The sequence below is a fragment of the Pseudomonas sp. AU11447 genome (genome assembly GCF_001672555.2).
GTDB lineage: Bacteria > Pseudomonadota > Gammaproteobacteria > Pseudomonadales > Pseudomonadaceae > Pseudomonas > Pseudomonas nitroreducens.
This window is the reverse complement of the sequence record NZ_LZDG02000057.1, coordinates 58,818-84,731: the sequence shown is the minus strand read 5'-3', so window position 1 is coordinate 84,731 and position 25,914 is coordinate 58,818. Positions and strand designations below refer to the sequence as shown.

General features: G+C 67.2%; 16 protein-coding genes. 11 read left to right on the top strand and 5 right to left on the bottom strand.

From position 1 onward, the window contains the following. The first annotated feature begins 81 nt into the window (after positions 1–81). The 7 genes from recC (at position 82) to A6723_RS21705 (ending at position 17,493) form a co-directional block, all read left to right on the top strand. The gene (gene recC, locus A6723_RS21735) at positions 82–3,549 is read left to right on the top strand and encodes an exodeoxyribonuclease V subunit gamma (protein WP_082450419.1); all 3,468 of its coding nucleotides are present in this window, start codon (positions 82–84) and stop codon (positions 3,547–3,549) included. After that, positions 3,546–7,220, top strand: coding sequence for an exodeoxyribonuclease V subunit beta (gene recB / locus A6723_RS21730; RefSeq protein WP_054906544.1), 3,675 nt, complete (start codon positions 3,546–3,548; stop codon positions 7,218–7,220). Before recC ends, recB begins: the two co-directional genes overlap by 4 nt. Next, the gene (gene recD, locus A6723_RS21725) at positions 7,217–9,256 is read left to right on the top strand and encodes an exodeoxyribonuclease V subunit alpha (RefSeq protein ID WP_054906543.1); all 2,040 of its coding nucleotides are present in this window, start codon (positions 7,217–7,219) and stop codon (positions 9,254–9,256) included. The genes recB and recD overlap by 4 nt, the downstream gene beginning before the upstream one ends. A 97-nt stretch (positions 9,257–9,353) precedes the next feature. Beyond that, the gene (locus A6723_RS21720; protein ID WP_054906542.1) at positions 9,354–12,200 is read left to right on the top strand and encodes an ATP-binding protein; all 2,847 of its coding nucleotides are present in this window, start codon (positions 9,354–9,356) and stop codon (positions 12,198–12,200) included. After that, positions 12,179–13,375, top strand: coding sequence for an EAL domain-containing protein (locus tag A6723_RS21715; protein ID WP_054906541.1), 1,197 nt, complete (start codon positions 12,179–12,181; stop codon positions 13,373–13,375). Before A6723_RS21720 ends, A6723_RS21715 begins: the two co-directional genes overlap by 22 nt. A gap of 144 nt (positions 13,376–13,519) precedes the next feature. Beyond that, a complete protein-coding gene (locus A6723_RS21710) occupies positions 13,520–16,753 on the top strand; it encodes a hybrid sensor histidine kinase/response regulator (RefSeq protein ID WP_054906540.1) in 3,234 nt (1,077 codons plus the stop codon). Between the two features lie 89 nt (positions 16,754–16,842). Beyond that, a complete protein-coding gene (locus A6723_RS21705; protein ID WP_054906539.1) occupies positions 16,843–17,493 on the top strand; it encodes a response regulator in 651 nt (216 codons plus the stop codon). Between the two features lie 210 nt (positions 17,494–17,703). On the opposite strand, the gene A6723_RS21700 is transcribed toward A6723_RS21705, so the two are convergent. From A6723_RS21700 to A6723_RS21680, 5 genes are all read right to left on the bottom strand, one after another. Beyond that, a complete protein-coding gene (locus A6723_RS21700; protein ID WP_054906538.1) occupies positions 17,704–18,423 on the bottom strand; it encodes a molecular chaperone in 720 nt (239 codons plus the stop codon). Continuing rightward, positions 18,413–19,786: a fimbrial protein gene (locus A6723_RS21695; protein WP_054906537.1), complete on the bottom strand. Its 1,374-nt coding sequence runs from the start codon at positions 19,784–19,786 to the stop codon at positions 18,413–18,415. Before A6723_RS21695 ends, A6723_RS21700 begins: the two co-directional genes overlap by 11 nt. Further along, positions 19,783–22,374, bottom strand: a complete 2,592-nt coding sequence (locus A6723_RS21690) for a fimbria/pilus outer membrane usher protein (RefSeq protein ID WP_082450418.1) — start codon at positions 22,372–22,374, stop codon at positions 19,783–19,785. Before A6723_RS21690 ends, A6723_RS21695 begins: the two co-directional genes overlap by 4 nt. Continuing rightward, a complete protein-coding gene (locus A6723_RS21685; protein WP_054906536.1) occupies positions 22,358–23,110 on the bottom strand; it encodes a molecular chaperone in 753 nt (250 codons plus the stop codon). The genes A6723_RS21690 and A6723_RS21685 overlap by 17 nt, the downstream gene beginning before the upstream one ends. A gap of 80 nt (positions 23,111–23,190) precedes the next feature. Continuing rightward, on the bottom strand, positions 23,191–23,736 hold the full coding sequence (locus A6723_RS21680; RefSeq protein ID WP_054906535.1) for a fimbrial protein: 546 nt from the start codon (positions 23,734–23,736) through the stop codon (positions 23,191–23,193). 264 nt (positions 23,737–24,000) lie between these two features. Between A6723_RS21680 and A6723_RS21675 the strand changes: the two genes are divergently transcribed. From A6723_RS21675 to A6723_RS21665, 4 genes are read left to right on the top strand one after another with little or no spacing between them, the layout of a single operon-like run. Continuing rightward, entirely contained in the window at positions 24,001–24,369 is a 369-nt protein-coding gene (locus tag A6723_RS21675) for a YciI family protein (RefSeq protein ID WP_054906534.1), read from the top strand. 40 nt (positions 24,370–24,409) lie between these two features. Then, a complete protein-coding gene (locus A6723_RS21670) occupies positions 24,410–24,940 on the top strand; it encodes an SRPBCC family protein (protein ID WP_054906533.1) in 531 nt (176 codons plus the stop codon). A gap of 29 nt (positions 24,941–24,969) precedes the next feature. After that, positions 24,970–25,134 carry a hypothetical protein gene (locus A6723_RS32190; RefSeq protein ID WP_156356583.1) on the top strand — a complete coding sequence of 55 codons (165 nt, stop codon included), beginning with the start codon at positions 24,970–24,972 and terminating at the stop codon, positions 25,132–25,134. Continuing rightward, entirely contained in the window at positions 25,131–25,913 is a 783-nt protein-coding gene (locus A6723_RS21665) for a DUF899 domain-containing protein (protein ID WP_054906532.1), read from the top strand. Before A6723_RS32190 ends, A6723_RS21665 begins: the two co-directional genes overlap by 4 nt. Position 25,914: the final 1 nt, after the last annotated feature.

Sequence of the window (25,914 nt, the reverse complement as noted above, 5' to 3'; positions counted from 1 at the left end):
GCTATCCCGTTGTGTTCGCTTTTGGTGAAATGCCTGTCGCAAGACGTGGGCAATGGCTGCCCGTCCGACCCAGGAGATCCGATGAGCGAGCAGCGACTGACCCCCGGCCTGATGGTGATCCACGGCAACCATCCGGAAGCGCTGCGCGACCTGCTGGTGCAGTGGATGAGCCTGCATCCGCTGGCGCCGCTGGAGAACGAAGTCATCCTGGTGCAGAGCAACGGCATCGCCCAGTGGCTGAAGCTGGCGCTGGGGCGTGATGTGGAGGAGGGCGGTTGTGGCGTCACCGCCGCGCTCGACGTGCAACTGCCGGCGCAGTTCCTCTGGCGCGCCTATCGCGGAGCGCTGGGCCGCGACGAAATCCCCGAGGTTTCGGTACTCGACAAGGGCCCGCTGACCTGGCGCCTGATGCGCCTGCTGCCGACGCTGCTGGAGCAGGGCGAGTTCGCCACCCTGCAGCGCTTCCTCGCCGACGATGCCGACCTGCGCAAGCGCCACCAGTTGGCCGAGCGCCTGGCCGACCTGTTCGACCAGTACCAGGTGTACCGCGCCGACTGGCTGGAGGACTGGAGCCGCGGTGTCGACCAGCTGCGCCTGGCCAACGGCACCGTGAAGGAACTGGACGCTGACAACCGCTGGCAGGCCGCCCTGTGGCGCGCGCTGCTCGACGACGTCGGCGCCGAGGGCCTGGCCACCAGCCGTGCGGGCGTGCATGGCCGCTTCATCCAGAAGCTCAAGTCCGCCGAGAACCCGCTGCCGGGATTGCCGCGCCGGGTGGTGGTGTTCGGTATCTCCGCGATGCCCGCGCAGACCGTCGAGGCGCTTGCCGTGCTGGCGCGCCACGCCCAGGTACTGCTCTGCGTGCACAACCCCTGCCGCCACCACTGGGCCGACATCGTCGCCGACAAGGACCTGCTGCGCCACGAGTACCGCCGCCAGCGCCGCCGCGCCGGCACCCCGGAACTGCTCTCCGACGACCAGCAGCACCAGTACGCCCAGCCGTTGCTGGCCGCCTGGGGCAAGCAGGGGCGCGACTACATCAACCTGCTCGACCAGTACGACGACCCGGAAACCTACCGCGCGCGCCTGGGCGCCGTGAGCAATGGGCGCATCGACCTGTTCAGCGAGGTCGAGCCGACGAACCTGCTCGGCCAGCTGCAGGACGACATCCTCGAACTGCGGCCGATCAACGAAACCCGCGAGCACTGGCCGGCGGTCGACCCGCAGGCCGACGACTCGGTGCGCTTCCACGTCGCCCACAGCGCCCAGCGCGAAGTGGAAATCCTCCACGACCAACTGCTCGCCCGCTTCGACGCCGACCCGACATTGCGCCCGCGCGACGTGATCGTCATGGTCCCGGACATCAACCCCTACGCGCCGCACATCGAAGCGGTGTTCGGCCAGTTGCCGCGCGACGACAGGCGCTTCATCCCCTACACCCTGGCTGACCAGGGCCAGCGCGGCCGCGAGCCGCTGCTGGTGGCGCTGGAGCATCTGCTGCGGCTGCCGGACAGCCGCTTTGCCGTGAGTGAAATCCTCGACCTGCTGGACGTCGCCGCCGTACGCGCGCGCTTCGGCCTGGCCGACGCCGACCTGCCGCTGCTGCGCCGCTGGATCGACGGCGCCGGGGTGCGCTGGGGCCTCGACGGCCAGCAGCGCGAACGCCTTGGCCTGCCCTCCGCCGCCGAGGCCAACAGCTGGCGTTTCGGCCTGCGGCGCATGCTGCTGGGCTTTGCGGTGGGCGAGGGCGAGGCCTTCCAGGGCATCCAGCCCTACGCGGAAATCGGCGGGCTCGACGCCGCCGCGCTCGGTCCCTTGGCCGGGTTGCTCGGCGCGCTGGAAAAGGCCTGCGACCTGCTCGCCGAGGAAGCGGCCCCCACTATCTGGGTACAGCGCCTGCGCACCCTGCTGGAAGACTTCTTCCAGGTCACCGATGACCACGATGAACTGCTGCGCCAGCAACTCCTGCAACTGCTTGAGGGCTGGCTGGAAACCTGCGGCCACGCTGGCTTCAGCGATCCGCTGCCGCTTTCGGTGGTGCGCGAGGCCTGGCTCGGTGGCCTGGACGCAGGCGGCCTGAACCAGCGCTTCCTCGCCGGTGCGGTGAGCTTCTGCACCCTGATGCCGATGCGCGCGATTCCCTTCCAGCTGGTCTGCCTGCTCGGCATGAACGACGGCGACTACCCGCGCCCGCAGTCGCCGCTGGATTTCGACCTGATGCGCAACGACTACCGCCCCGGCGACCGCTCGCGCCGCGAGGACGACCGTTACCTGCTGCTCGAAGCGCTGCTCTCGGCACGCCGCCAGCTCTACGTCAGCTGGGTCGGCCGAAGCATCCGTGACAACAGCGAACGGCCGCCGTCGGTGCTGGTCGGCCAGTTGCGCGACCACCTCGCCGCGGGCTGGCACAACGCCGACGGCGGCGACCTGCTGCACGGCCTGACCCTGGAGCATCCACTGCAGCCTTTCAGCCGCGCCTATTTCGATGCGCCATCCGCGCACGGTGTCGATGGCCTCTACACCTACGCCCGCGAGTGGCGTGACGTGCACCGCGAACATCACGGCGAAACCGATGCAGCGCCGCTGCCGCCGCTCGCGCTGGATGCGCCCATCGGCCTGCGTGTGCTTGCCGATTTCCTCGCCAACCCGGTCGGCGCCTTCTTCCTGCAGCGCCTCAAGGTGCGCTTTGCCGAGGAGCAACTGACCGGCCAGGACGAAGAGCCCTTCGAGCTGAACGGGCTGGACGTCTGGCAGCTGCAATTCGAACTCTGCGAGCGCCTGCGCCCGTGGGTCGAGCAGCACTGGCAGGCCGATCAACTGGCCGCGCAACTCAACGGCCAGGTCGAACGCCTGCGCCGCGAAGGACGGCTGCCGCTGGCGGCCTTCGGCGACTTCTCCGCCCAGGCGCTGGTGGCGCCGCTGCATGACCTGCTGGCCCGCTACCGCGAACAGCTGGAGCACTGGTCGCAGGTGGAAGAGGAACAGCGCGAGCTCAACCACGAGCATGCCGGCATCGAACTGGCCGACTGGCTCGGTGGCCTGCGTCGCAACACCGATGGCCAGCTCGCCAGCCTGCAACTGGTCAGCGGCAAGCTTCACGAGGGCAAAGGCTACAAATGGCACGGGCTGGTGCGCCCCTGGGTGCGCCATCTCGCGCTGCAGCTGTGCGGCGAGCCGGTGAGCAGCGTGCTGGTCGGCCTGACCGGCACCCTGGAGTTCCCGCCGCTGCCGGCGCAGGAAGCGCGCGCCGAGCTGGACGCGCTGCTGGACGCGTGGTTCCTGGGCATGAGCCGCCCGCTGCCGGTGGCATGCAAGGCCGCCTTCGCCTGGCTGGCCGCCGGAGAAGATGAGGAACGTGCCGCCCGCGAAGCCGCCAAACGCTATGACGGCGGCTTCAACCTGAGTGGCGAGGCTGCTTCGTCGGCGGCGCTGGCGCGGGTCTACCCGGATTTCGCCACGCTCAATGCGAGCGAGGAGTTCGCCGCCTGGGCCGAAGCCTTGTACGGGCCGTTGTTCGCGATTCTGCAGCGCAAGGAGGCGGAAGCATGAGCGCAGTCGAGCTCAACCCGCTCGAATTCCCGCTGCATGGCAGCCGGCTGATCGAGGCCAGCGCCGGCACCGGCAAGACCTTCACCATTGCGCTGCTCTATGTGCGCCTGGTCCTCGACCATGGCGGCGAACAGGCTGCCTTTGGCCGGCCATTGAGCCCACCGGAAATCCTCGTGGTGACCTTCACCGAAGCCGCGACCCAGGAATTGCGTGAACGCATCCGTGCGCGCCTGGGCGAGGCCGCACGCTGCTTCGCCGAGCCCGAGCAGAAGCATGACGGCCTGCTGGTGAAGCTGCGCGACAGCTATGCGCCTGAGCGCTGGCCCGGCTGCGCACGCCTGCTGCGCCTGGCTGCCGAATGGATGGACGAGGCTGCCGTTTCGACCATCCACAGCTGGTGCTACCGCATGCTGCGCGAGCACGCTTTCGACAGCGGCAGCCTGTTCACCCAGGACCTCGCTGCCGACCAGAGCGAACTGCTCGCCGAAGCGGTGCGTGACTATTGGCGGCGCAATTTCTACCCGCTGGATGTGGCGGCGGCCAACGCCGTGCGCCATTGCTACGCCGGCCCCGAAGCGCTGGCCCGTGCCCTGCAACCGCTGCTGGCGGCGCAGGAAGCCGGGTTCCGCTATGCCGATCAACCGTTGACCGCCCCGGCCTCCCTCAGCGAGCTGCTGGAGACCACCGGCCAGTTCTACGACGAACTCGATGCCGCCGAAACACGCGCCCGCGAAGCCTGGGCGGCGGACCGTGCCGGCGTCGCCGAACTGCTGCGCAACCTGCGTGGCGACCTCAACGGCAACAGTTATCGCGGCAAGGATGACGACAGCGTCTTTGCCGGCTGGATCGAAGCGCTCGATGCCTGGAGCGAGGGCGCCGATGCGCCGGACAATCTGGCCAAGTTCGGCCAGACGCGGATCAAGGTGAAGGCCAAGGCCGTGGTGCCGGAACACCCTGCGTTGCTGGCCATCGACGCCTGGGTCGAGCGCGCCGAGCAACGCCCGGAGATCGCCCCGCAACTGCTGCTGCATGCGCTGAATGAAGTGCGGCAGAACCTCGAAGCGGAAAAGCAGAAACGCGCCGAGCTGGGCTTCGACGACCTGCTGGTTCGCCTCGACCGTGCCCTCGCCGGCAGTGGCGGCGAGCGCCTGGCCGAGCGTATCCGCGAGCAGTTCCCGGTGGCGCTGATCGACGAATTCCAGGACACCGACCCGCTGCAGTATCGCATCTTCGAGCGCGTCTACCGCATCGCCGAGAACCCTCGGAACCTCGGTCTGTTCATGATCGGCGACCCCAAGCAGGCGATCTATGCCTTCCGTGGCGCCGATATCCACACCTACCTGCGCGCCCGCGCCGCTACCGCCGGGCGCCACTACACGCTGGGCACCAACTACCGCTCCACGCTGGCGATGGTCGAAGCGGCCAACCGCTGTTTCCTCTTCGCCGAAAGTCATCCGCGCGCGGCGTTCCGCTTCGCGGTGGAAGGGCAGGAAAACCCCGTGCCCTTCCTCGAAGTCGGCGCGCGCGGGCGTGACGAGACGCTGCTGCTCGAGGGGGCCGAAGCATCGGCCATGACCTTCTGGCAGTTGGACAACGACGGCCAGGTCTGTGGCTCCACGCTGTATCGCCAGGAGATGGCCGCGCGCAGCGCCAGCGCCATCCAGCGCTGGCTGAGCTCCGCACAGAGCGGCTTCCGCGATGCCGAGGGGCAATGGCGCGCGCTGCGCCCGGCGGACATCGCCATCCTCGTGCGCGGTCGCAGCGAGGCCGAGGCCATCCGCGGCGAACTGGCCAGGCGCCGGCTCGCCAGTGTCTACCTGTCCGACCGCGATTCGGTGTTCGACAGCCCCGAGGCCGTCGACCTGCTGCACTGGCTGCGCGCCTGCGCCGACCCCGGCGACGACGGTGCCCTGCGCATCGCCCTGGCCACCCGCAGCCTGGCGCTGGACTGGGCGACCCTGGAGCGGCTGAACCAGGACGAGCGCTTCTGGGAAGCCATGGTGCTGCGCTTCCGTGACTATCGCCTGCTCTGGCAACAGCAGGGCGTACTGCCGATGCTGCGCCGCCTGCTCGCCGATTTCGCCCTGCCGGCGCGACTGCTGCGCGAGACCGATGGCGAGCGCAGCCTGACCAACCTGCTGCACCTGGCCGAATGGCTGCAGCGCGAGGCCGTGGAAGTGGACGGCGAACATGCGCTGCTGCGGGTGCTCGCCGAACAGCTGGAGAGCCCGACGAGCGAAGAAATCCTGCGCCTGGAAAGCGACGCCGACCTGATCAAGGTGGTGACCATCCACAAGTCCAAGGGCCTGGAATACCCGCTGGTGCTGCTGCCCTTCATCTGCACCTGGCGCGAGCTGGACGGCAAGAGCGGCACGCCGCCGAGCTTCCAGTCCGGCGAATCGCGGGTTGTCGAGTTGTCCCGCGACAAGGAGCAGGCCAAGGCGGCCTTCCAGCAGGCCAACGACGAGCGCCTGAGCGAGGACATGCGCCTGCTCTACGTGGCACTGACCCGCGCACGCCACGCCGTATGGCTGGGCATGGCGCCGCTGGTGATGAGCAACAGCAAGAGCCCGGAGCTGCACAAGGGCGCCATGGGCTACCTGCTCGGTGGCGGCAACGCGCTGAGCGTCGAGGAGGTGACCGCGCGCCTGGCCGAGTTGCAGGCAGGAGCGCTGGAGATCGCCCTGGAGCCGGCGCCGGAGATCGGCACCGAGCTCTTCGTCGGCGTTCAGGCCGGTGAGCTGGGCGCCGCCCGTGAGCCGCGCCGCCGGGTGGCGGAGAAATGGTGGATCGCCAGCTACTCCGCCCTGGCGACGATGGCCACCGAGGACGACAGCGACATTGCACCCGCGCCGGCTGCCGATGAGCCGATCAGCGCCAGTGAAGACCTGTTGCGCGAAAGCAGCCTGGAAGACCTGCGCGAGGTGGAAGTCGTGCCGGCACCTTTCAGCCTGCACGCCTTCCCCCGCGGCGCGAACCCCGGCAGCTTCCTCCATGGCCTGCTGGAATGGGCCGCCGACGAAAACTTCGACGTCGATGAAGAACCGCTGCGTGACCAGATCGCCCGGCGCTGCGCCCTGCGCGGCTGGGAGGAGTGGATCGAACCGCTCACCGGCTGGCTCGGGCAATACCTGCGCACGGCTTTCCGGGTGCCCGATGCCACGCCGGTCAGCCTCGCCGGCCTGGCGACGTTCCAGAAGGAAATGGAGTTCTGGTTCGCCACCCGCAACGTCGACAGCCAGCGCCTGGATGCCGCTGTGATCCGCCATACCCTTGGCGGCGTGGCGCGGCCGACGCTGCAGGCGAACCTGCTCAACGGCATGCTCAAGGGCTTCATCGACCTGGTGTTCGAACACGAAGGCCGCTACTACGTGGCCGACTACAAATCCAACTGGCTGGGCGCCGACGATGAGGCCTACACGCAGGAGGCGTTGCGCGAAGCCTTGCTGGAGCATCGTTACGACCTGCAGTACGCGCTCTACCTGTTCGCCCTGCACCGACTGCTGCAGGCGCGCCTGCCCGACTACGACTACGACCGCCACATCGGAGGCGCGATGTACCTGTTCCTGCGCGGCAGTTCCTCGGCGACCCAGGGCATGTACCTGGAACGCCCGCCGAAGGCGCTGATGGATGAGCTGGACCGCCTGTTCCGCGCGGAGGTGCCGGCATGAAGAGCACCACTGAAATGCTCGAACTGATCGGCCGCTGGGCTGAGCGCGGCTGGCTGCGCGAGCTGGACCGTGCCTTCGCGACCTTCCTCGTCGAGCGCGCGCCGGATGCCCACCCGCTGCTGATTCTCGCCGCCGCCCTGGCCAGCCACCAGCTCGGCCGTGGGCACGTCTGCCTCGACCTGGATGCGACCCTGGCCGACAGCCGCTTCGCCCTGTCACTACCGCCCGAAGGCGACTCCGCCAAGGACGCGCCGGAGCTGCCCGGTGTGCTGCTCGATGGCTTCGATCTCGATGCCTGGCGCGCCGTATTGAACGATCCGCGCCTGGTCGGCGATGGCCCTGGTGAAACGCCGCTGGTGTTGTTCGGGCGCCGCTTGTATCTGCGCCGCTACTGGCAGTACGAACGGGAAGTGCGTGCTGGTATCGACCAGCGCCTGAAGCAGGGTGAGGCGCTGTGGGCCGCCTTGCCCGCCGCCCAGCTGCGCCGGGCGCTGGATGCGTTGTTCCCGAAGAAGCCCGGCAATGTTCAGACGAGCCAGGGGGCGGACTGGCAGAAACTTGCCTGCGCACTGGTTGCCGGCAACGCCTTCGGCATCGTCACCGGCGGCCCCGGCACCGGCAAGACGACCACCGTGGTGAAGCTGCTCGCCCTGCTGCAAAGCCTGGCGCTGGAGGAGGGCGGAAGAGCGCTGCGCATTCGCCTCGCCGCGCCCACCGGCAAGGCCGCTGCGCGCCTGAACGAATCCATCGCTGGCGCCGTGCAGCGCCTCGACCTCTCCGGCCTGGCCAATGGTGAAGCGGCGCGTGAGGCGATCCCCACCGAAGTCACCACGCTGCATCGCCTGCTCGGCAGCCGCCCGGACAGCCGCCAGTTCCGCCACCACGCCGGCAACCCGCTGGCGCTGGAGCTGCTGGTGGTGGACGAAGCGTCGATGGTCGACCTGGAAATGATGGCCTCGCTGCTTGCCGCTCTGCCGCCGCGCGCACGATTGATCCTGCTGGGCGACAAGGACCAGTTGGCCTCGGTGGAAGCCGGCGCGGTGCTGGGCGAGTTGTGCAGCCGCGCCCGTGAGGGCCATTACCGCCCGGCCACCCGCGACTGGCTGCAAGCCGTGACCGGCGAAGCCATCGACGACATGCTGATCGACAGCGCCGGCAGCGACCTCGACCAGGCCGTGGCCATGCTCCGTCACAGCCACCGCTTCAGCGCCGACAGTGGCATCGGCCAGTTGGCCGAAGCGGTCAATGCCGGCGATATCCCGGCGTTGCGCCAGGTGTGGAAAGCACAGCACGAAGACCTCGCCCGTATCGCCGTGGATGCCCAGGAAACCCGCAGCCTGCGCGATCTGGTGATCGACGGCGGGCGAGGCGGCGACCTCTTCGGCCCGGTCGGCTACGCCCACTACCTGCGCGTGGTCAGCGGCTCGCGCCCGGCGGACAACGCCACTCAGGACGCACTGGATGCCTGGGCAAGGAAGGTGCTGGAAGCCCACGGCCAGTTCCAGCTGCTCTGCGCATTGCGTCGCGGGCCCTGGGGCGTGGAAGGATTGAACACGCTGATCGGCGAGCTGCTGCAACGCGAAGGGCTGGTTCCTTCGGCGAACGGCTGGTTCGCCGGTCGGCCGGTGCTGGTTACTCGCAACGACTACGGCCTGGGCCTGATGAACGGCGATATCGGCATCACCCTGGCGTTGCCGCAGACGGCCGAGGATGGTTCGGTGCGCTGGGTGGCACGCGTGGCTTTCCCGGCGGGCGATGGCACCGACGCCATCCGCTGGATCCTGCCTAGCCGCCTGCAGGCGGTGGAAACGGTGTTCGCCATGACGGTGCACAAGTCCCAGGGCTCGGAATTCACCCACGCCGCGCTGCTGCTGCCCGACAGCCTCAACCCCATCCTCACCCGCGAGCTGGTCTACACCGGCATTACCCGCGCGCGGAAGTGGTTCACCCTGGCCAGCGCCGGGCGCGGCTGGCAGGTGCTGGAGGCGGCCACGGAGCGTCGGGTGCAGCGGGCCAGTGGGTTGCTGGGCGGCTGACGGGCGCAGACACGGGTTCTGAGTGGTCGCTCCCGATTCGATGCTTTTTAGATTTGTCTGATGTCCGCCTGGCCCGCTTTTCGCCAGGCTGGCGGGCATGAAACTCAAGCAGTTCCTTCGCCCCCAGGATTCGTCCTTTTCTACCCCGAAGGCGGCCCGAAAGCTCCTTCGTCTGTTGGCCTGGGTGGTGATCGCCTGCCTGTTCTTCACCCTCAGCCTGTTTATCGCGGCGAGCTTCAACACCGAGGTCTCGCAGCTGCGCCGGCAGATGAATGCGGCCATGTACGAGGCCCAGGACTACCTTGGCCAGCGCGAGTCGCTGCTGGAGCACATCAGTCGGGGGGTAACCTGGAAGGCCCGCGAGCCCGTGGTCCAGTGGCGCCAGCTGAACGTACCGGTGTCACCCCATGAGCAGGTGTTCGTTACGCTGGGCGAGCCGCGCTCCGACTGGAGCCTGGCACTGTCCGGCCGCGACTTGTCGGAGATGGAAGCCAAGCGGCTGAACCTGATCTATGTCTCTCCGGGGCCGGAGCGGGCCGTCACTCGCCTGTACGGTGCGCCTGCGCTCAATGCCGTGGTGCCGCCCTCGGTGCTGGAGGCGCTGGGCCAGTCCGGCACCCCGAAGGAGGAGCTGCAGGTGCGCTGGCTCGCCGATCCGACCGATCCGCAGTCCCGGCAGTACCTGTTCACCCGCGTGACCAGCGAAAGCGATAACGGCTGGCTGGGGCTGGAACTGTTCGGTGCTGACCTCGCCGCCGCGTTCGGTGTGCCCGAGGCCGGGCGCTTCCTGCTGCTGGACCGCGATCACCGGGCGATCCTCGGTAGCGCCGTGACGCCACAGCTCGGCCTGCAGTTCAGCGACCTCTGGGTTGGGGATAACTTCGCTTTCAGCGGGTCCGGGCTGATTCCCAGCCACCTGGCGCTGCTCAAGCACCTGGGCAGTTCCGACTGGTCGCTGGTCTACTACTTCAACCTCTCCGACCTGCTGATGCCGCTCTGGCCGCGCCTGTTCGGCGCGCTGGCTTTCCTGCTGGGTTGCTCGCTGCTGGTCTGGGGTATGTGCCGGCGTATCAACCGGCGCCTGATCGACCCGGCGCAGCACCGTCTCAATGCCCTGGTGGAGAACGAAGGCTTCTCCCGCGCGATGATCCAGACTGCGCCGGTGGCGCTCTGCGTGCTGCGCCGCAACGACGCCGAGGTGGTGCTGGAGAACCGTCTTGCCCAGCAATGGCTCGGCAGTGGCGACGAGCGCCGCTACTGGAGCCACGGCTGGCTGGAGCGGGGTTTCAACAGCGGTGAAAAGGGTGGTTCTGAGGAGGTGGAAACCCACACCGGGCGCCATCTCTACCTGAGCTACACGCCGACCCGCTACAAGGGCGAGGAAGTGCTGTGCTGCGCCTTCAGCGACATCAGCGCGCGCAAGCAGACCGAAGCCGCGCTGGCCGAGGCCAAGCGTTTGTCCGACGCCGCCAACGAGGCCAAGACGCTGTTCCTGGCGACCATGAGCCATGAAATCCGCACACCGCTGTACGGCGTGCTCGGTACCCTGGAGCTGCTCGGCCGCACGGCGCTGGATCATCAGCAGTCCGGCTACCTGCGCGCGATCCAGCGCTCGTCGTCGACCTTGCTGCAACTGATCAGCGACGTGCTCGACGTATCGAAGATCGAGGTCGGTCAACTGGGCCTGGAACCGGTGGAATTCTCGCCGCTGGAGCTGACCCTGGACACGGTCCAGTCCTATGCCGCCACCGCCCGCGCCAAGGGCCTGCAGATCTATGCCTGCTGCGATTCGCAGATGCCCGAGCGGGTTCTGGGCGACGCTACGCGCATCCGTCAGATCCTCAACAACCTGCTGAGCAACGCGGTGAAGTTCACCGATAGCGGGCGCATCGTCCTGCGGGTGCGTTCGGAGCCGGGCGAGGGCTGGCAAGACACCCTGCACTGGCAGGTGGCAGATACCGGAATCGGCATCCCCGAGGACCAGCAGGCGCACCTCTTCGACGCCTTCTACCAGGTCTCCGGCCATGCGCGCGTGGCCGGTGGCACGGGCCTTGGCCTGTCGATCTGCAAGCGCCTCACCGAGCTGATGGGCGGGCACCTGCGAGTCGTCAGCGACGTCGGCCTGGGCAGCAGCTTCTCCCTCAGCCTGCCCCTGCAATGTGTGGACCGGCAGGCCAGCAACGAACCCCGTCTGTGCAATTCGATGGTGTGGGTACATGCGCCGACCCGCGAGCTGGCCGAGAGCCTTTGCGGCTGGGTCACGCGCTGGGGAGCGCGGGCACAGGTGGTGGCCTGCGACCAGCCTGTCGAGGAAGACGCCACCAGCGTACTGCTGGACCTGCGCTTCAACCCCCACGACCGCACGCCGCTGCCCACCTGGCGCGGCTGCCGGGTGCTGGTGACCGACCTGGGCGGCGAGCAGCCGCGCCAGGAAGGCTGCGACTGGCATGTGGGCCGCTACAACCTCGAGGGACTGCGCCGCGCCCTGGCGGCGGCGCAGGGGTGTGTCAGCGCAGACGCGGCGCGGCTGGCCGAGGCCCTGCCCGACATCGGCCTTGGCCTGCGCGTACTGCTGGTGGAGGACAACCCGATCAACCAATTGATCCTGCGTGACCAACTGGAAACCCTCGGCTGCATGGTCGAGCTCGCCGTCGACGGCCGGCAGGCGCTCACGCGTTGGCAGCCGGATGCCTTCGACGTGGTGCTCACCGACGTCAACATGCCCCATCTCAATGGCTATGAGCTGGCTCGCGCGTTGCGCCAGCGCGGCTATCGCGGGCCGATCATCGGCGCTACCGCCAACGCCATGCACGAGGAAAACGAACGTTGCCTCGCCGCTGGCATGAACCTCTGCCTGCTCAAGCCGGTGGACCTGCGCACTTTGCGCCAATGCCTGACCAGCCTGCCCGCGGAGGTGCCGCCATGCGACATCAGCGAATCCTGATCGTCGAAGACCAACCCTTCCAGCGCGAATACCTGCTCAACCTGTTCCGCGAACAGGGCGCCCTGGAACTGCGCGCTGCCGAGGACGGCGCCGAAGCGCTGCGCTGGCTGGAGCAGGAGCGCTTCGACCTGGTGGTCAGCGACCTGATGATGCCGGGTCTGGACGGCGTACAGCTGATCCAGCGGCTGTCCGCACTGAGCCATCCGCCGTTGCTGGCGATCATGAGTTCAGCGTCGCGCCCGCTGGTGGGCAGTGCCTGCATGGTGGCCCGCGCCCATGGCATCACCGTGCTGGAACAGATCGCCAAGCCTGTTCGCGCGCCGGTGGTTCGCCGTCTGCTGGAGAAGCTGGTCTCACGCCTGGAGCGCGCAGAGCTGCATCGCGCACCAGCGATCCCCGTGCCGACCCGCGAAGAGCTGGAGCTCGCGCTGGAGCAGCGGCAGTTCTGCGCCTGGTTCCAGCCCAAGGCTTCGCTGATCGACGGGCGCATCGTCGCGGCAGAGGCGCTGGTGCGCTGGGCGCATCCGCGCCACGGCGTGCTGCAACCGGGCAGCTTCATGGCCGCGTTGACCGCTGCCGGGCTGGACGAGGCGCTGCTCTGGACGGTGCTCGAACAGGCGCTGCAGGCCCAGGCCGACTGGGGCCAGTTGGGCTTCCATCTGTCGGTGGCGGTGAACCTGCCGACCCACCTGCTCGACGCCGCCGACCTGCCGGATCGCCTCGCGGCCTTCGTCGCAGCCCGTGGCGGGGTTCCGGCGCATATCGTCTTCGAGCTGCTCGAATGCAGCAGCACGGCGACCCCGGCCAACTACTACGCCGGCACCTGCCGCCTGCGCATGAAGGGCTTCGGCCTTGCCCAGGACGATTTCGGCCAGGGCTACAGCTCGCTGTACAACCTGGTTTCCACACCGTTCACCGAACTGAAGATCGACCGCGCCCTGGTGCATGGCTGCGTGGACGACGAAGGGCTGGCGGCGGCGCTGGAGAGTATCGTCAAGCTCGGCCGGCAGTTGGGCCTGGAGGTGATCGCCGAAGGCGTCGAGCACCCGGAAGAGCTGGCCCTGCTGCGCCGGCTGCGCTGTGATTGCGCCCAGGGCTTCCTGTTTTCCGAGGCGGTTCCGCAGGACGTATTCACCCGCCAGCTGCTCCAGGAGCGCACCGCCATGGCTCATTGACCCACGGCAGGCACATGGCAGATGCAAGGGCGATCATCGGCCTGTCCAGGGCTGTCGGGTCGCCTAATTCCATACTCACATCTACAGTCTGCTGGTATCCGGCGGGCCCTCCGCCGCCATTTTTTGCGACACCGGATGCTTTGCATGAAGGACCACGACAACGGCTCGATTCGTAAACTGGCGAGCACCTCGCTGCGCCTGAACGTTGTGCTGCTGTGCGCCGTTTCCCTCACCCTGATGCTGGTGGGGGCATGTTACTGGGCACTCGGCCGGGTGGTGCAGGAAGAGCGCGACAAGGTGTATTTCCACTTCAGCCGGTTGGTGGGCGACATCCACGAGCACGAGGCCTTCCTCAACCGCGTCGCCCAGCAGAGCGACGAGTCCACCCAACGCCAGGACCTGGATGTGGTCCCGCTGCAGCGACGCATGCTGATCCGTGAAAACGGCATGGAGATCCACGAAGGCCGGGAGTTCTCCTTCGCCATGTCCTTCACCCTGGCACAACTGATGCGCCCCAGCCCGCAGGAGCGGCCCGGCACCTTCTCCTTTGGCGTGATGCTGACGAATTTCTACAGCAGCTACTGGAGCACTTCGTCCTTTCCTTCGCCACAGGTACTGGTCGTCGACCTGCACGGAGCCACCAGCCTGGCGGTGCCTTCGATCGGCAACTTCCGTGGACAGCGGCCACTGACACGGGGCAATTACCTGCGGGTCATCGAACGGGTGCATGAAGCATTGGAAGAGCGTGCGCCCAAGCGCAGCGACACGCAGGTGCACTGGGCGCCGGCGCAGGCCTACACAGGTGGCACGACTCGCGAGCTGTTGGCCTACGTCAGTCTCGACCTGCCCGATGCGCTGTGGTGGGAATCCGACCTGGATCGTCGCGTCGTCGCGGTGTCGCTGCTCGACCTGGGGCGTATCAACGACCTGGAGCAGGTGCTCGATCGCCCGGTGTTCGACGAACTGGAACTGATCTCACCCACCGGCCAGGTACTGATCGATTTTTCCGGCGGTGAGAAAGACTATCAGGAGGGCCTGAACTTCAGCGTCGACGGCCTGGTGTTCAAGGTCCGCAGCGAGTTCACGGGCGGCTGGACCGCCCTCTATCGTCTGAGCTACGCCAGTTTCTTCCGCTACGCCAAATGGCAGTTCCTCGGCGGACTGGCGCTGATCCTCGGCAGCCTCGCTGGAGGCTGGTTCGCCATCAGCTGGTACTCGCGGCGGGTGATCAAGCCGGCACGTCATGCCCACCTGGAGATCGTCGAGAGTGACGCTTTCAGCCGCGCAGTGATCCAGACCGCGCCGGTGGCGCTGTGCGTGCTGCGCCATGACAGCCACCAGGTGGTCATGCAGAACCGCCTGGCCGAACAGTGGCTGGGCGATGCCGAGGCAATCACCCGCATCAGCCGGGACTGGGACCTGAGCGACAGGATCGGCGAGGGCGAGGGGGAGCTGGTATTCGAAGTGGACGGCCGCGCATTGCACGCCAGCTTCGCGCCGACCCGCTATCGCGGCGAGAACGTGGTGCTCTGTGCTTTCAACGACATCAGTGCGCACAAGCAGGCGCAGCAGATGCTGGCCGACGCCAAGCTCTCGGCAGATGCCGCGAGCGAAGCGAAATCGGTGTTCCTCGCCACCATGAGCCATGAGATCCGCACGCCGCTCTACGGCGTGCTGGGCACGCTGGAGTTGCTCGGGCTGACCGAACTGACCCACCAGCAGCGCGACTACCTCGCTACTATCCAGCGTTCTTCCTCGACCCTGCTGCAACTGATCAGCGACATTCTCGATGTGTCCAAGATCGAGGCCGGGCAGATGGCCCTGGAGGTCGTGGAGTTCAACCCGCTGGAGCTGGCCGAGGATGTGGTCGCCGGGTACGCCGGGGTGGCCGAGGGCAAGCAATTGCAGCTCTACGCCTGCATTGACGCGAACGTCCCCGGCCTGACGCGGGGCGATGCAGCGCGAATCCGGCAGATTCTCGCCAACCTGCTGAGCAATGCGCTGAAGTTCACCGACATCGGCCGCGTGGTATTGCGCTTGCGCACCGTGGTCGGCGAGACCGGCGAGGTTGCCCTGCAGTGGCAGGTGACGGATACCGGCATCGGCATGTCCGACGCCCAGCAGCAACGTCTTTTCGAGCCCTTCTACCAGGCCCACGGCCATGAGCACACGGTCAGTGGCACTGGCCTGGGGTTGTCGATCTGCGCCCGGCTGAGCCAGCTCATGGGTGGCCAGTTGCGAGTAGTCAGCGAAACTGGGTTGGGCAGCAGCTTCACCTTCACCCTGGCGCTGCCGGTGCTGGAACGCGCCCAGCCGCTGGCCGACAGTCAGTCGCTGTTGCCGCAACCGGTCTATGTGCGGTCGCCGGTGAAGGAACTGGCGCAGAACCTGGGTGTGTGGATTGATGCTTGGGGAGGCTCGGCGCTGGTGCAGGACGAACTGCCGACGGAGCCTCCACCCGGTGCGGTGCTACTGGACCTGCTCGAAGCCGGTGGCGATGAGCTACTGTGGGGCGGCTCCCGGGTCCATGCGCTGGCCGAGGCTGGCTTGCAGCCACAGGCCAGTGCGCGAGGCTGGGAGGTAAACCTCTACCACCTGGCCGGCATCGCCCAGGCCCTGCGCCTGGCTCAGCGGGGCGAGGCCAGCGACACCCGGCAGGCGCCCCGTGTTGCCCGGCTGGGCAAGCTCGGTCTGCGGGTGCTGGTGGCCGAGGACAACCCGGTCAACCAGGCACTGCTCAAGGAACAGCTGGAGGAACTGGGCTGCCGTGTCACGCTCACCAGCAATGGTCGCGAGGCATTGCAGCGTTGGGCGCCCGGCGCCTTCGACGCGCTGCTGACCGATGTGAACATGCCGGTGATGAACGGCTACGAACTGGTCGGTGAGCTGCGTCGGCACGACAGCTGGTTGCCGATCATCGGCGTCACCGCCAATGCCCTGCGCGAGGAAGGTGAGCGCTGCATGGCGGTGGGCATGAACGCCTGGCTGGTCAAGCCGATGAGCTTGCGCACGTTGCACGATGGCCTGCTCAAGGTTTGCGGGCATACCGTGGAGCATGGGCTGGCAGGTGAGGCGGAGCCCGAAGTGGCGGCCGAGGATGCCATCCAGGTGTCGGAGAAGATGCGCGACCTGTTCCTGCGCACCATGCGTCAGGATATGCAGGGCGTCACCGATGCCTTGCAGGCCGGCGACCTGGCCACCGTCCGTCAGCAGGTGCACCGCCTGCGCGGCGCGCTGGCGGTGGTCCAGGCCCATGGGCTCAGTGATGCCTGCGGTGCGGTGGAGGAGGCGCTGATCGCGCAGCCCGCCGGGCCGGAACTGTCCGCGGCGGTGACCATACTGCTGGGACGAATCGAGGCGGCCCTGGCCAGCCTCTGAGGGCCTGTCCGGTAACCGGGGCTACTCTGGAATAGTGGTCGTGCCCTGTGGCCGACCGACGATCGCAAACGTTGGGACTCAAGAAACTCATGGAAAAAGTCAGAGTGGCACTAGCGGACGACCATCCCATCGTCCTGATGGGCGTTCGCGAGGTGATCGAAAGGGACGATCGCTTCGAGGTGATCGGCGAGGCGCACAACTCCAGCGAGCTGGTGGGCCTCTACCGCGAGCAGCGCCCGGCCATCGTCATCACCGACTACAACATGCCGGGCGACCAGACCTATGGCGACGGCATCAAGCTGATCGAGTACCTGCTGCGCAACTTTCCCGACACGCGCATCCTGATCCTCACCATGCTGTCCAATCCGCTGATCCTCTCCAGCCTCTACGACCTGGGGGTGTCGGGGGTGATCCTGAAGAACGGTGACCTCAACGAGATCCTCGTGGCGCTCAAGGCGCTGTCGCAGGACCGCATCTACCGTGGGCCGGGGATGCAGTCCTCGAGCAGCGTGATGGCCAGCGGGGATGACGTGGAGGGGCGCATCGCCAGCCTGTCGGTGAAGGAGTACGAGGTGCTGCGCCATTTCGTATCGGGGATGAGCGTGCGCGACATCGCCCTGCTCCTGAACCGCAGCGTGAAGACCGTGAGTGCGCAGAAGATATCCGCCATGCGCAAGCTGGACGTGGATACCGACCAGGCACTGCTGACGTTCTGCGTGATGGCCAATCTGTTCCAGTAAGCCGGGCCCAGGATGCGCCTGTAGGAGCGAGCTTGCTCGCGAACTGCCCCGATGCCGAAGTCCATGGTAGGCCAGCTGTCCTCTTCCTGAGGCTCCGCACCTGCCAGATCAAGAGCCCCTCACCCTAACCCTCTCCCGCAAGCGGGAGAGGGGACTGTTCGGTGCAGAAACAAACGATGGCGTCAGCCGGCACGGACGGGTGCCTCTCTCTCAGCGCAGCTCGGCCTCGCCCTGCTGGCTGTTCCCGCCATCGTCGATCCACAGGTAACGCACCTCTCCAGCGTTCGCCGGCAAGCCTTGCCTGGGTGTCAGCGTGCGCTGCGAAAACGGCGGGAGCAGTTCGGCCGGCAGTGGCGAACCGGTGTTGCCCTGGCGTACTTCGGCGCCGGCGAGGGTGATGAAGTAGGCGGTTGGATTTTCCACCTGCACCGCATTGCCGGCCCGCCGGAAAACCAGCTGGCGCGGAGCCTCTTCAGCGTCTTTTGCCAGCGAGTGAGGCCGGTAGATGACCTTCATCTGGGTGCGCAGGGTGACGGTGAGGCGCGACTGCCCTTCGGCCAAGGGCTCGTTGGATTGTGGTGGAATCTCGTAGAGGTTGAGCCAGTACAGCGACTCACGGTCCGTTGGAAGGTTTTCCCCGGTATGCAGCAGGCGCAGGCTGCGCTGCTGGCCGGGGTTCAGGCGGAACACCGGCGGCAGCGGCATGATCGGTGCCTGGGCGGTCTGCGGTGCGCTGTCGAGGTCGCCATCGTCGATCCAGGTCTGCACGATGACCGGGTAGCTGTTCTGGTTTACCAGAGCCAGCGAGGCCTCGCGCTTGCCTTGCTCGAAGATCACCCGCGTGCGTTCGGCGGTGACGCCGGCATGGGCATTGGCGCCGACCAGCAGCGCGAGGCCGAGCAGGGCGGCGCGCAGCCAGTTACTGGACACGGATCACCACCTGCGCGGTGGCTTCCACGCGGCCAGGGGTGACGGTTGGCATGCTGCCGAGGCTGAGCTTTTCCAGGCGGGCGCGGAACGTCTCGCTGTACTGGGAGATGCCGCCCACTTCGCCGGTCTTGTTCGAGGCGTTGCCGATTACCGGGTACCAGCCACGCGCCTCGGCGTTGCTGCCGTTGGCGGAATCCTCGCTGGCCAGCAGGTTCATCGCACTGCCGTTGCGCAGCAGGCGGATGCCGACGCCCTGGGCCATGCCCGGTTCGCCGTAGCGATCGGAGACCAGGTAGGACAGTCCACCGCTGGCATTGACCAAGCCGAGCCCGGAGGAGGCGGCCAGCGCGCCGGCGGAGACCTTGATGCCCAGTGCGGTGCCACTGGTGCCCGATTGGCTGGTGCTGGGGGTGGTGCTGCTGAGCACGCCGCTCTGGCATTTGAAGTCGACCTGGAAGGGCATCTCGCGGTTGGCCCCGGCGTTGATCTCGCCGATGGAGATCGACGGGAACACCACGTGCGGCGTGACATTGGTGACCGCGCAGGTCGGGTAGCGCTTGAGTGTCACGTCACCGTACAGGCCGATGGCGCCCGGCCAGTTGTAATGCCAGCCGCTGTAGTTGGCGTAGTGGGTCTGGCCGACGGTGGGGTAGTTCAGACCCGGCCCCTTGATGGCGATGTAGCCGGCGGGCTGGGTGCGGCCATACAGCTGCGACTTCGTATTCGGCGAATAACCCTGGGTGGTCTCCAGCGGCGCCCTGAAGAGTTCGGCGCGCACTGCGCTGAGGTTCTTCGCCTTGACCAGCTGGAAACCGCGCGAGTCGATGTCCAGCCCGCTGAGCTGGCGCTCGCGCCAGACGTCGGTGAAGTACTGGCCGGTTTCGACGTGGGTCAGGCGCAGCAGCACATTGGGCCAGGCGGTGCGGTAGGCGGACTGCAGGCCGATGGAGTTGCCCACGCTGTCGCCGCCCTGGTACCAGCCGCTGTAGAGGTCGTCGGCGTTGGTGGAGAACATCTCGTAGACCGCGTCTCCCTGTGCGCAGCGGAAAAACACGCGCTCGGCGTCGTAGCCGGCGGAGTTTCCGTACTGGGTGATGGGTGACACGGCGCTGGCGATCAGGGTGCCGTCGGGCTGGAAACTGGCATCGCTGACGTTGATCACGCTGGGCAGGCCGAGTGAGCCATTGCAGGTGTCGCAGGCGCCATCGCCGGGCCAGGCCCCGGCCACGCCCTCGCCAGGGCGGATCGAGGTGTTGGACGTGGTAGTGGCGCTGCCGACAGCGGTGACCTTGTAGCAGGTGGCCCAGGCGCTCGGTGCAAGCAGCAGGGCGAGCAGCGGCAGGCTGCGCAGGATGGGGTTCATGAAGCCTCCGGTAGGCAGGTTGCCTGCAGGCGCACCAGCACCTGGTCGAGGTCGGCGCCTTTCAGGTCATACGGGAGCAGGCAGCTGTCTTCGGCCCGCTCGCCCCATTGCACGCGCAGGCGGCCTTGCTCACCTTCGGCGCGGGCATAGACCTGCCCGCCCTGGCCGACCATGCCGATGTTCACGCCGTTGCCGTCGAGCACATCGGCGCCCAGCGGCAGCGGCTGGCCATCGGGCAGCTTGGCCTGGATCAGCAGCGGGTGGCCGGTGAGGGTCTTGAACTCGACGCGCACGGCAGCGCCGGCGTAGGGCGCGATCTTGCGTTCGGTCTCCACCAGCTCGGCGTTCTCGTCGATGCCTTGCGGGTCGAGGCTGATGGGGTTGTAGCGGTAGGGCGAAAGCGACGGCACCACGGCGTAGCCATTGCTGTCGACCCGTGCGCCCTGGCCGCCGCGCACACCGGCACCGCTGGCGCCCTTGGCTTCCACCAGGGCGAAGGTATCGCCAACGTAGGGGCCCAGGGTCAGGCCGCCGCTGTGCAGCACCGCCGCGCCGCGCAGGCCGCCGTTGACCTGGCGGTAGCTGGCGCTTTCGGCATAGCCGGCGTTGAGCGTGGCGACCGAGGTCTGCTTCTGCAGGCTGCCGTTGAAGTCGGTGCCCTGGCCTTCGCTGTCGCGCCCGGCGGAGAGCGAATAGCTCAGGGTGCGGTCTTCGCCCAGTGTGCCGTTGAGGCCGGTCTGGTAGGTGCTGCCGCTGGTGTCGCCGGAGCGCCGCGAGGCCATGGCGCTGAGGTTCGGCGCGCGGCTGGTGGAGCCCAGCGGCATCGATACGCTCAGGGTCAGGGTGTTGTTGCGGTTGCTGCCGTGCTGCAGGTTGTACTGCGGCGGCTGCGACGGGTCGTAGTCGTCATTCACGTCGCGGTACCAGGTGGTCTGCTGGCGCGAATAGGAGAGGTTGTAGCTGAGCTGTCGCCAGGTGTTGGAGTAGCCGACCTGCAGCTGGCTGTCGCGGCTCTTGCCGTCGTAGTAGTCGGCGGTGGATCCGGACAGGTAGAGGTTGCCGTACTGCCCCAGGCCCTGGTTGACCAGCAGTGTGAACTGGTTGCGCTGCTTGTAGCTGCTCGAGTCCCAGGTGTCGCCATGGTCGCTGGCATCGCGTGCCGAGAGGGCATCGCCGAGGTCGCGGTAGCCTTCGGTGGAATAGCGGTAGCCGGCCAGGGTCAGGGTAGTCTGGGTGGGCTGGAAGGTCCGGCTGTAGTTCAGGCCGACGCGCCAGCCCTGTTTGCGCTGGTTGTTCTCCACGGTAGCGCTGGAGAAGGTGGTGTTCATGCCGAAGGCGCCGTAGGGCGTTGCCAGCACGCCGCCGCCGAGCAGCGCCAGGTAGTCCTCGGCGACGCGCGCGCCAAGGTTGGCGGTAAGGGCGTTGGTCAGGCCGCGCTGGTAGGTCAGGTCACCGAACAGGTCGTTGCCGTCGCCGTACTGGCGCGCCTGGCCGACCGTGGCGCTGTAGCGCGAGAGGCCGGGGCGCATGGATTCGGGAACGGCGGAGAAGGGCACGGAGAAGCGCGAGACGCTGCCGTCGGCCTCGATCACCTGTACGTCCAGGTCGCCGTCGTAGGCGGTGCCGTAGAGATCGTCGATGACGAAGGGGCCCGGCGCCACGGTGGTTTCGTGGATCTTCCGGCCGTTCTGGCTGATGACCACCCGCGCATTGGTGTTCGCGGTGCCGCGCACTTGCGGTGCGTACTGGCGTTGCGAGTCCGGCAGCATGCGATCGTCAGTGGCCACGCGCATGCCGCGGTAGCCCATGCTGCCAAACAGATTGCCCTCGGTGTAGCTGTCGCCCAGGGTCAGTTCGCTGCGCAGGCCGGGGAGCGCGCGCTGGGCGTAGGTGCGAATACTGTTCCAGTCGCTGCGGGTGTTCCCCGCATAGCTGGAGTAGGTGTAGTTGGACTGGTGGCGCAGGCGCCACAGGCCGAGGTTCACGCCGCCGTTCAGGCCGAGGTAGCCGTAATCCGAATCGCCGCCGCTGCTGGAGCCTTTGAAGCTCGAACGGTAGAGGTTGGCGTCGTAGTTGACGAAGCCCATGGTGCTGCCGGCGTCCCACTCGTCCGGGCTGACGTAGCCGCGCGGCTTGATGTCGAGCAGTGCCTGGGGCACCGAGAGGTCCAGGCGCAGGCGCGCGGTGTCGAGGTTCCAGGTCGAGTCGGGCAAGCGTTCGGAGAGCCAGTGGCAGATGCCCTGGTCGTCCTTGCCGGCCAGCGGGTCCGGGCGTGCACCCAGGCTCTGGCGCAGGAAACGCTCACTGAAGCAGGGCTCGGCGCGCTCGCCGCGCTGGCGCATTTCCACTTCGGCACGGGTGGCGTATTGGCCGTTGAGGTACAGGTCGACGTGATAGGTGCCGGGGTCTACCTGGTCGGCACGGTTGAAGCGCTCCAGGCTGCCGCCGGCCAGGCCGGAGCCCATCAGCAGGCTGTCGTCGAAGCGGTAGTCCGCGTCACCCTGGGCCAGGCCCGCAACCACCATGGCCAAGGTTCCGAGGGCGAAGGGCAGCAGCGGTCCATGGCTGAGGTCAACGCGGCAGATCATGGCGAAGTTCCACTCTTGCGCCGTAGTCGTTGATCAGCAGGGCGGAAAGACTCGCTGTGCCGGCGGGGAGTGCCGAGGCTTTCTCCGCCTGCCACTGCGCCTCGCCCATCGGCGTCACCATGGTCGGCTGGAGCGTCCACTGGCGATTGCCGACAGTGAGCGTCGCACCGCCGAAGGAGGCGTGATAACCGGTGGGGTTCTCCACCTTCACTCGCCAGGCGCTGCCGTTCTGCACCAGCGAAAAGCGCAGCTTCTCGGGCAGTTGCTCCGGGCTACCGGCGATGCTCGCCGGGCGGTAGAAGAGCTTCAGGCGGTTGCGCAGCATCAGCAGCATCTGGTTCTGGTCGGCCTTGGCGGCATTGCGCGGCGGAATCTGCAGCACATTGAGATGGAACAGCGATTCGCGGTCCTGGGGCAGGCCGGAGCCGGTATAGATGATTCGCAGGGTCTGGCCGCTGCCGGGTGCCAGGCGCGATACCGTCGGGTTGACCAGGAAGGGGGCCTTGGCGGTATCGGGCGTGGAGGCGGGATCGTTGACGTCGATCCAGGCCTGGATGACGTTGGGGAAGCCATCCTTGTTGGTCATCTGCACGGTCTTTTCCCGGGCGTCGCCGGGATAGATGACGCGGGTGCCAGTAATCACCACGCTGGCTTGTGCGAGCGTGGCGGTAACGGATGCCAGCAGGGCGAGCGCAAGCGTCGCCGCGCGAAGCGGGCGCAGTGGGAGGGCATTCATCCGATTCACCTTTGGTGCCACACCGCTCGTGCAGAGCCGTGTGGCGAAGTGGGAAGCGGCACCTGGCGGTGCCGCGGATATCACTCGTAACGCAGGGTGTAGGTCACCGAGCCGAGTACCGGGCCGGGAGTCACGGTGGTCGCTTCGGAGATGTACTGCACGGCGTAGTCGTAGCTGGCGCTGGTCTCGCCATCGGCCAGGACGATGTCACCGGCTGCCACGGCCGCGCCGCCAGCCAGGTTCACCGGGTTGCCGGCCGGGGCGTCGAGCAGTTGCAGGGCCACACCGGTGGCGCCGCCAGAGGCGGTGTTGGTGAGGTTGCCGGAGGCGGTGGCGTTGGTCGCCTGGAACAGCGTGCTGAAGTGCTCGTCGGCACCGCTGGGCGCGGCGCAACCGGTCAGCTGCAGGGTGAAGCTGGTTTCGCCGGTGGTCTGGCCGACGGTGCCGTTCAGGGCGCTGACCGGAACGCTGTCGAGGATCACGGTCGGGTCGGTGTTGCCGTCGACGACAGCCGAACAGGTCTGGTCGGTGACTTCACCGCTGAAGTTGATGGTGTTGGCGGCGAAAGCAAAGCCCGGCACAGCGAAGGTGGCTGCGACAGCCAGGGCGGTTGCGTGAAGTTTCATTCTCTTGAGCTCCATGGTCAGGGTTTTTCCCATGGCCATCTTCCCTTCGTGGCGCTCGAAACTCTCTGAGACGAATCTGAAAGCGCTTGAGCACGCCTGACAGGCCACCTGACGGGCGGCGCAACTGCCGTGGCAGAGCCTTGCGCTGGTGCATCCGACGTGCACCGTCCGGCATCGCGCAAAAAATTTCTGCCCGGCTGTCGAATCCAGCTCGCGCGCTTCGACTATGAGGTAACTGCAAGCGCATTGCCTGGGGAGACGACCATGAAGTACCTCTGCCTGATCTACGTGGATGACCAGCGACTCTCCAGCCTGTCCGACGGGCAATACCGCCGGCTGATGGACGAGTGTTTCGCCAACGACGAGTACCAGCGTCGCGCCGGCCGGGTGCTGGCCTCCGAGGCGCTGGAAACGGTGGAAACCGCCACTACGCTGCGTCACGGGCCGGCGGGGCTGTCGATCACCGACGGGCCCTTCGCCGAGACCCGCGAGTACCTGGGCGGCTTCGTGCTGATCGACGCCCGTGACCTCAACGAGGCGCTGCAGATCGCCCAGCGGATACCCAGCGGCCGCCTCGGTGCCGTGGAGGTCCGCCCGGTGCGCGATTGGGACCGATACTTCGCCGGGCGCTGAGGCCCGGTTCTTCAAGTGATGGCAACGTCAGGAGGATGTGATGCTGAAGTGGATTGCGTTGGTGGTGGTACTGGCTGTGGCGGTGGTCCTGGTGCTGGCGGCGAATCGACCGGGCACCTTCCGCGTGGAGCGCTCCCTGCGCATCCAGGCGCCGCCGGAGAGGGTGCAGGGCTATATCGAGGACTTCCATCAGTGGCGGCAGTGGTCTCCGTACGAAAAGCTCGATCCCGACATGCAGCGCACCTTCTCCGGCGCTGAAAAGGGCCGCGGCGCGGTGTACGCCTGGGCCGGCAACAGCAAGGCCGGGGCTGGGCGAATGGAGATCGTCGAGAACGATCCCGGCAGCCGCACCACCCTTGCCCTGGACTTCCTCAAGCCATTCAAGGCCAGCAACATCGCCGAGTTCACCCTGGTGCCGCGCGACGGCGGCACCGAAGTGACCTGGGCGATGTTCGGCCCGGTACCCTTCGTGGCGAAGATCATGCACCTGTTCATCGATGTGGACCGCATGGTCGGCAAGGACTTCGAGGCGGGCCTGGCCAACCTCAAAGTGCTGGCCGAGAAGGGCTGATGCAAGCCGCAACCTGAAGGAGGCGAGCCATGTGCCCTCTGTGCGTATCGACCCTGACGCTGGCCGTGACCAGTGTCCTTTCCGCCGGCGGCGTCAGCGTATTCGCCGTCACCCGCCTGCGCGGCAAGCGCCGCGGCCGGCCCAACGAGCAACGGGGGCTTTCTCAGGAGCGTCCCCAGGAGCGTGCAACATGAAACTGGCCAATCAGGAATTTCCCCGCGTTGTTTCCCAGGCTGCCTGGCGCCAGGCGCGGATTCGCCTGCTGGAACAGGAAAAGGCCGCCACCCACGCTCGCGACGCGCTCAACGCCCAGCGCCGCGAACTGCCGGTGGTGCAAATCGACAAGGACTACCGCTTCGAAGGCCCGCACGGCCCGTTGCGCCTGCTCGACCTGTTCGAAGGGCGGCCGCAGCTGATCGTCTACCACTTCATGTTCCACCGCGACACGGGGCTGGGCTGCGAGGGCTGCTCCTACCTGATCGACAATCTGGGCCGCCTGGAGCACCTGCACGCCCGCGGCACCACCTTCGCCATGGTGTCCCGCGCGCCGCTGGAAGAGATCGCGCCTTTCCGCGCCCGCATGGGCTGGCAGTTCCCCTGGTATTCGTCCTTTGGCAGCGACTTCAACTATGACTTCCACGTCAGCGTCGACGAGTCCGTCGCACCGGTCGAATACAACTACCGCGACAAGGCGGAACTGGAGAGCCTGGGCCAGGATTACCACGTGCGCGGCGAGCAGCCGGGCATGAGCGTGTTCCTGCGCGAAGGCGAGCAGATATTCCACAGTTACTCGACCTACGGCCGCGGGCTGGAAGCGCCGCTGTTCACCTACCACCTGCTCGACCTCACCCCGCTGGGGCGTGGCGAAGGCTGGGGCGGCATGCCCGACTACCAGGGCAAGGGCATGAACTGGACGCACTTCCACGACGAATACGCCGAAGCCCCGCAGCCGCACAGCTGCTGCGGGTCCTGAT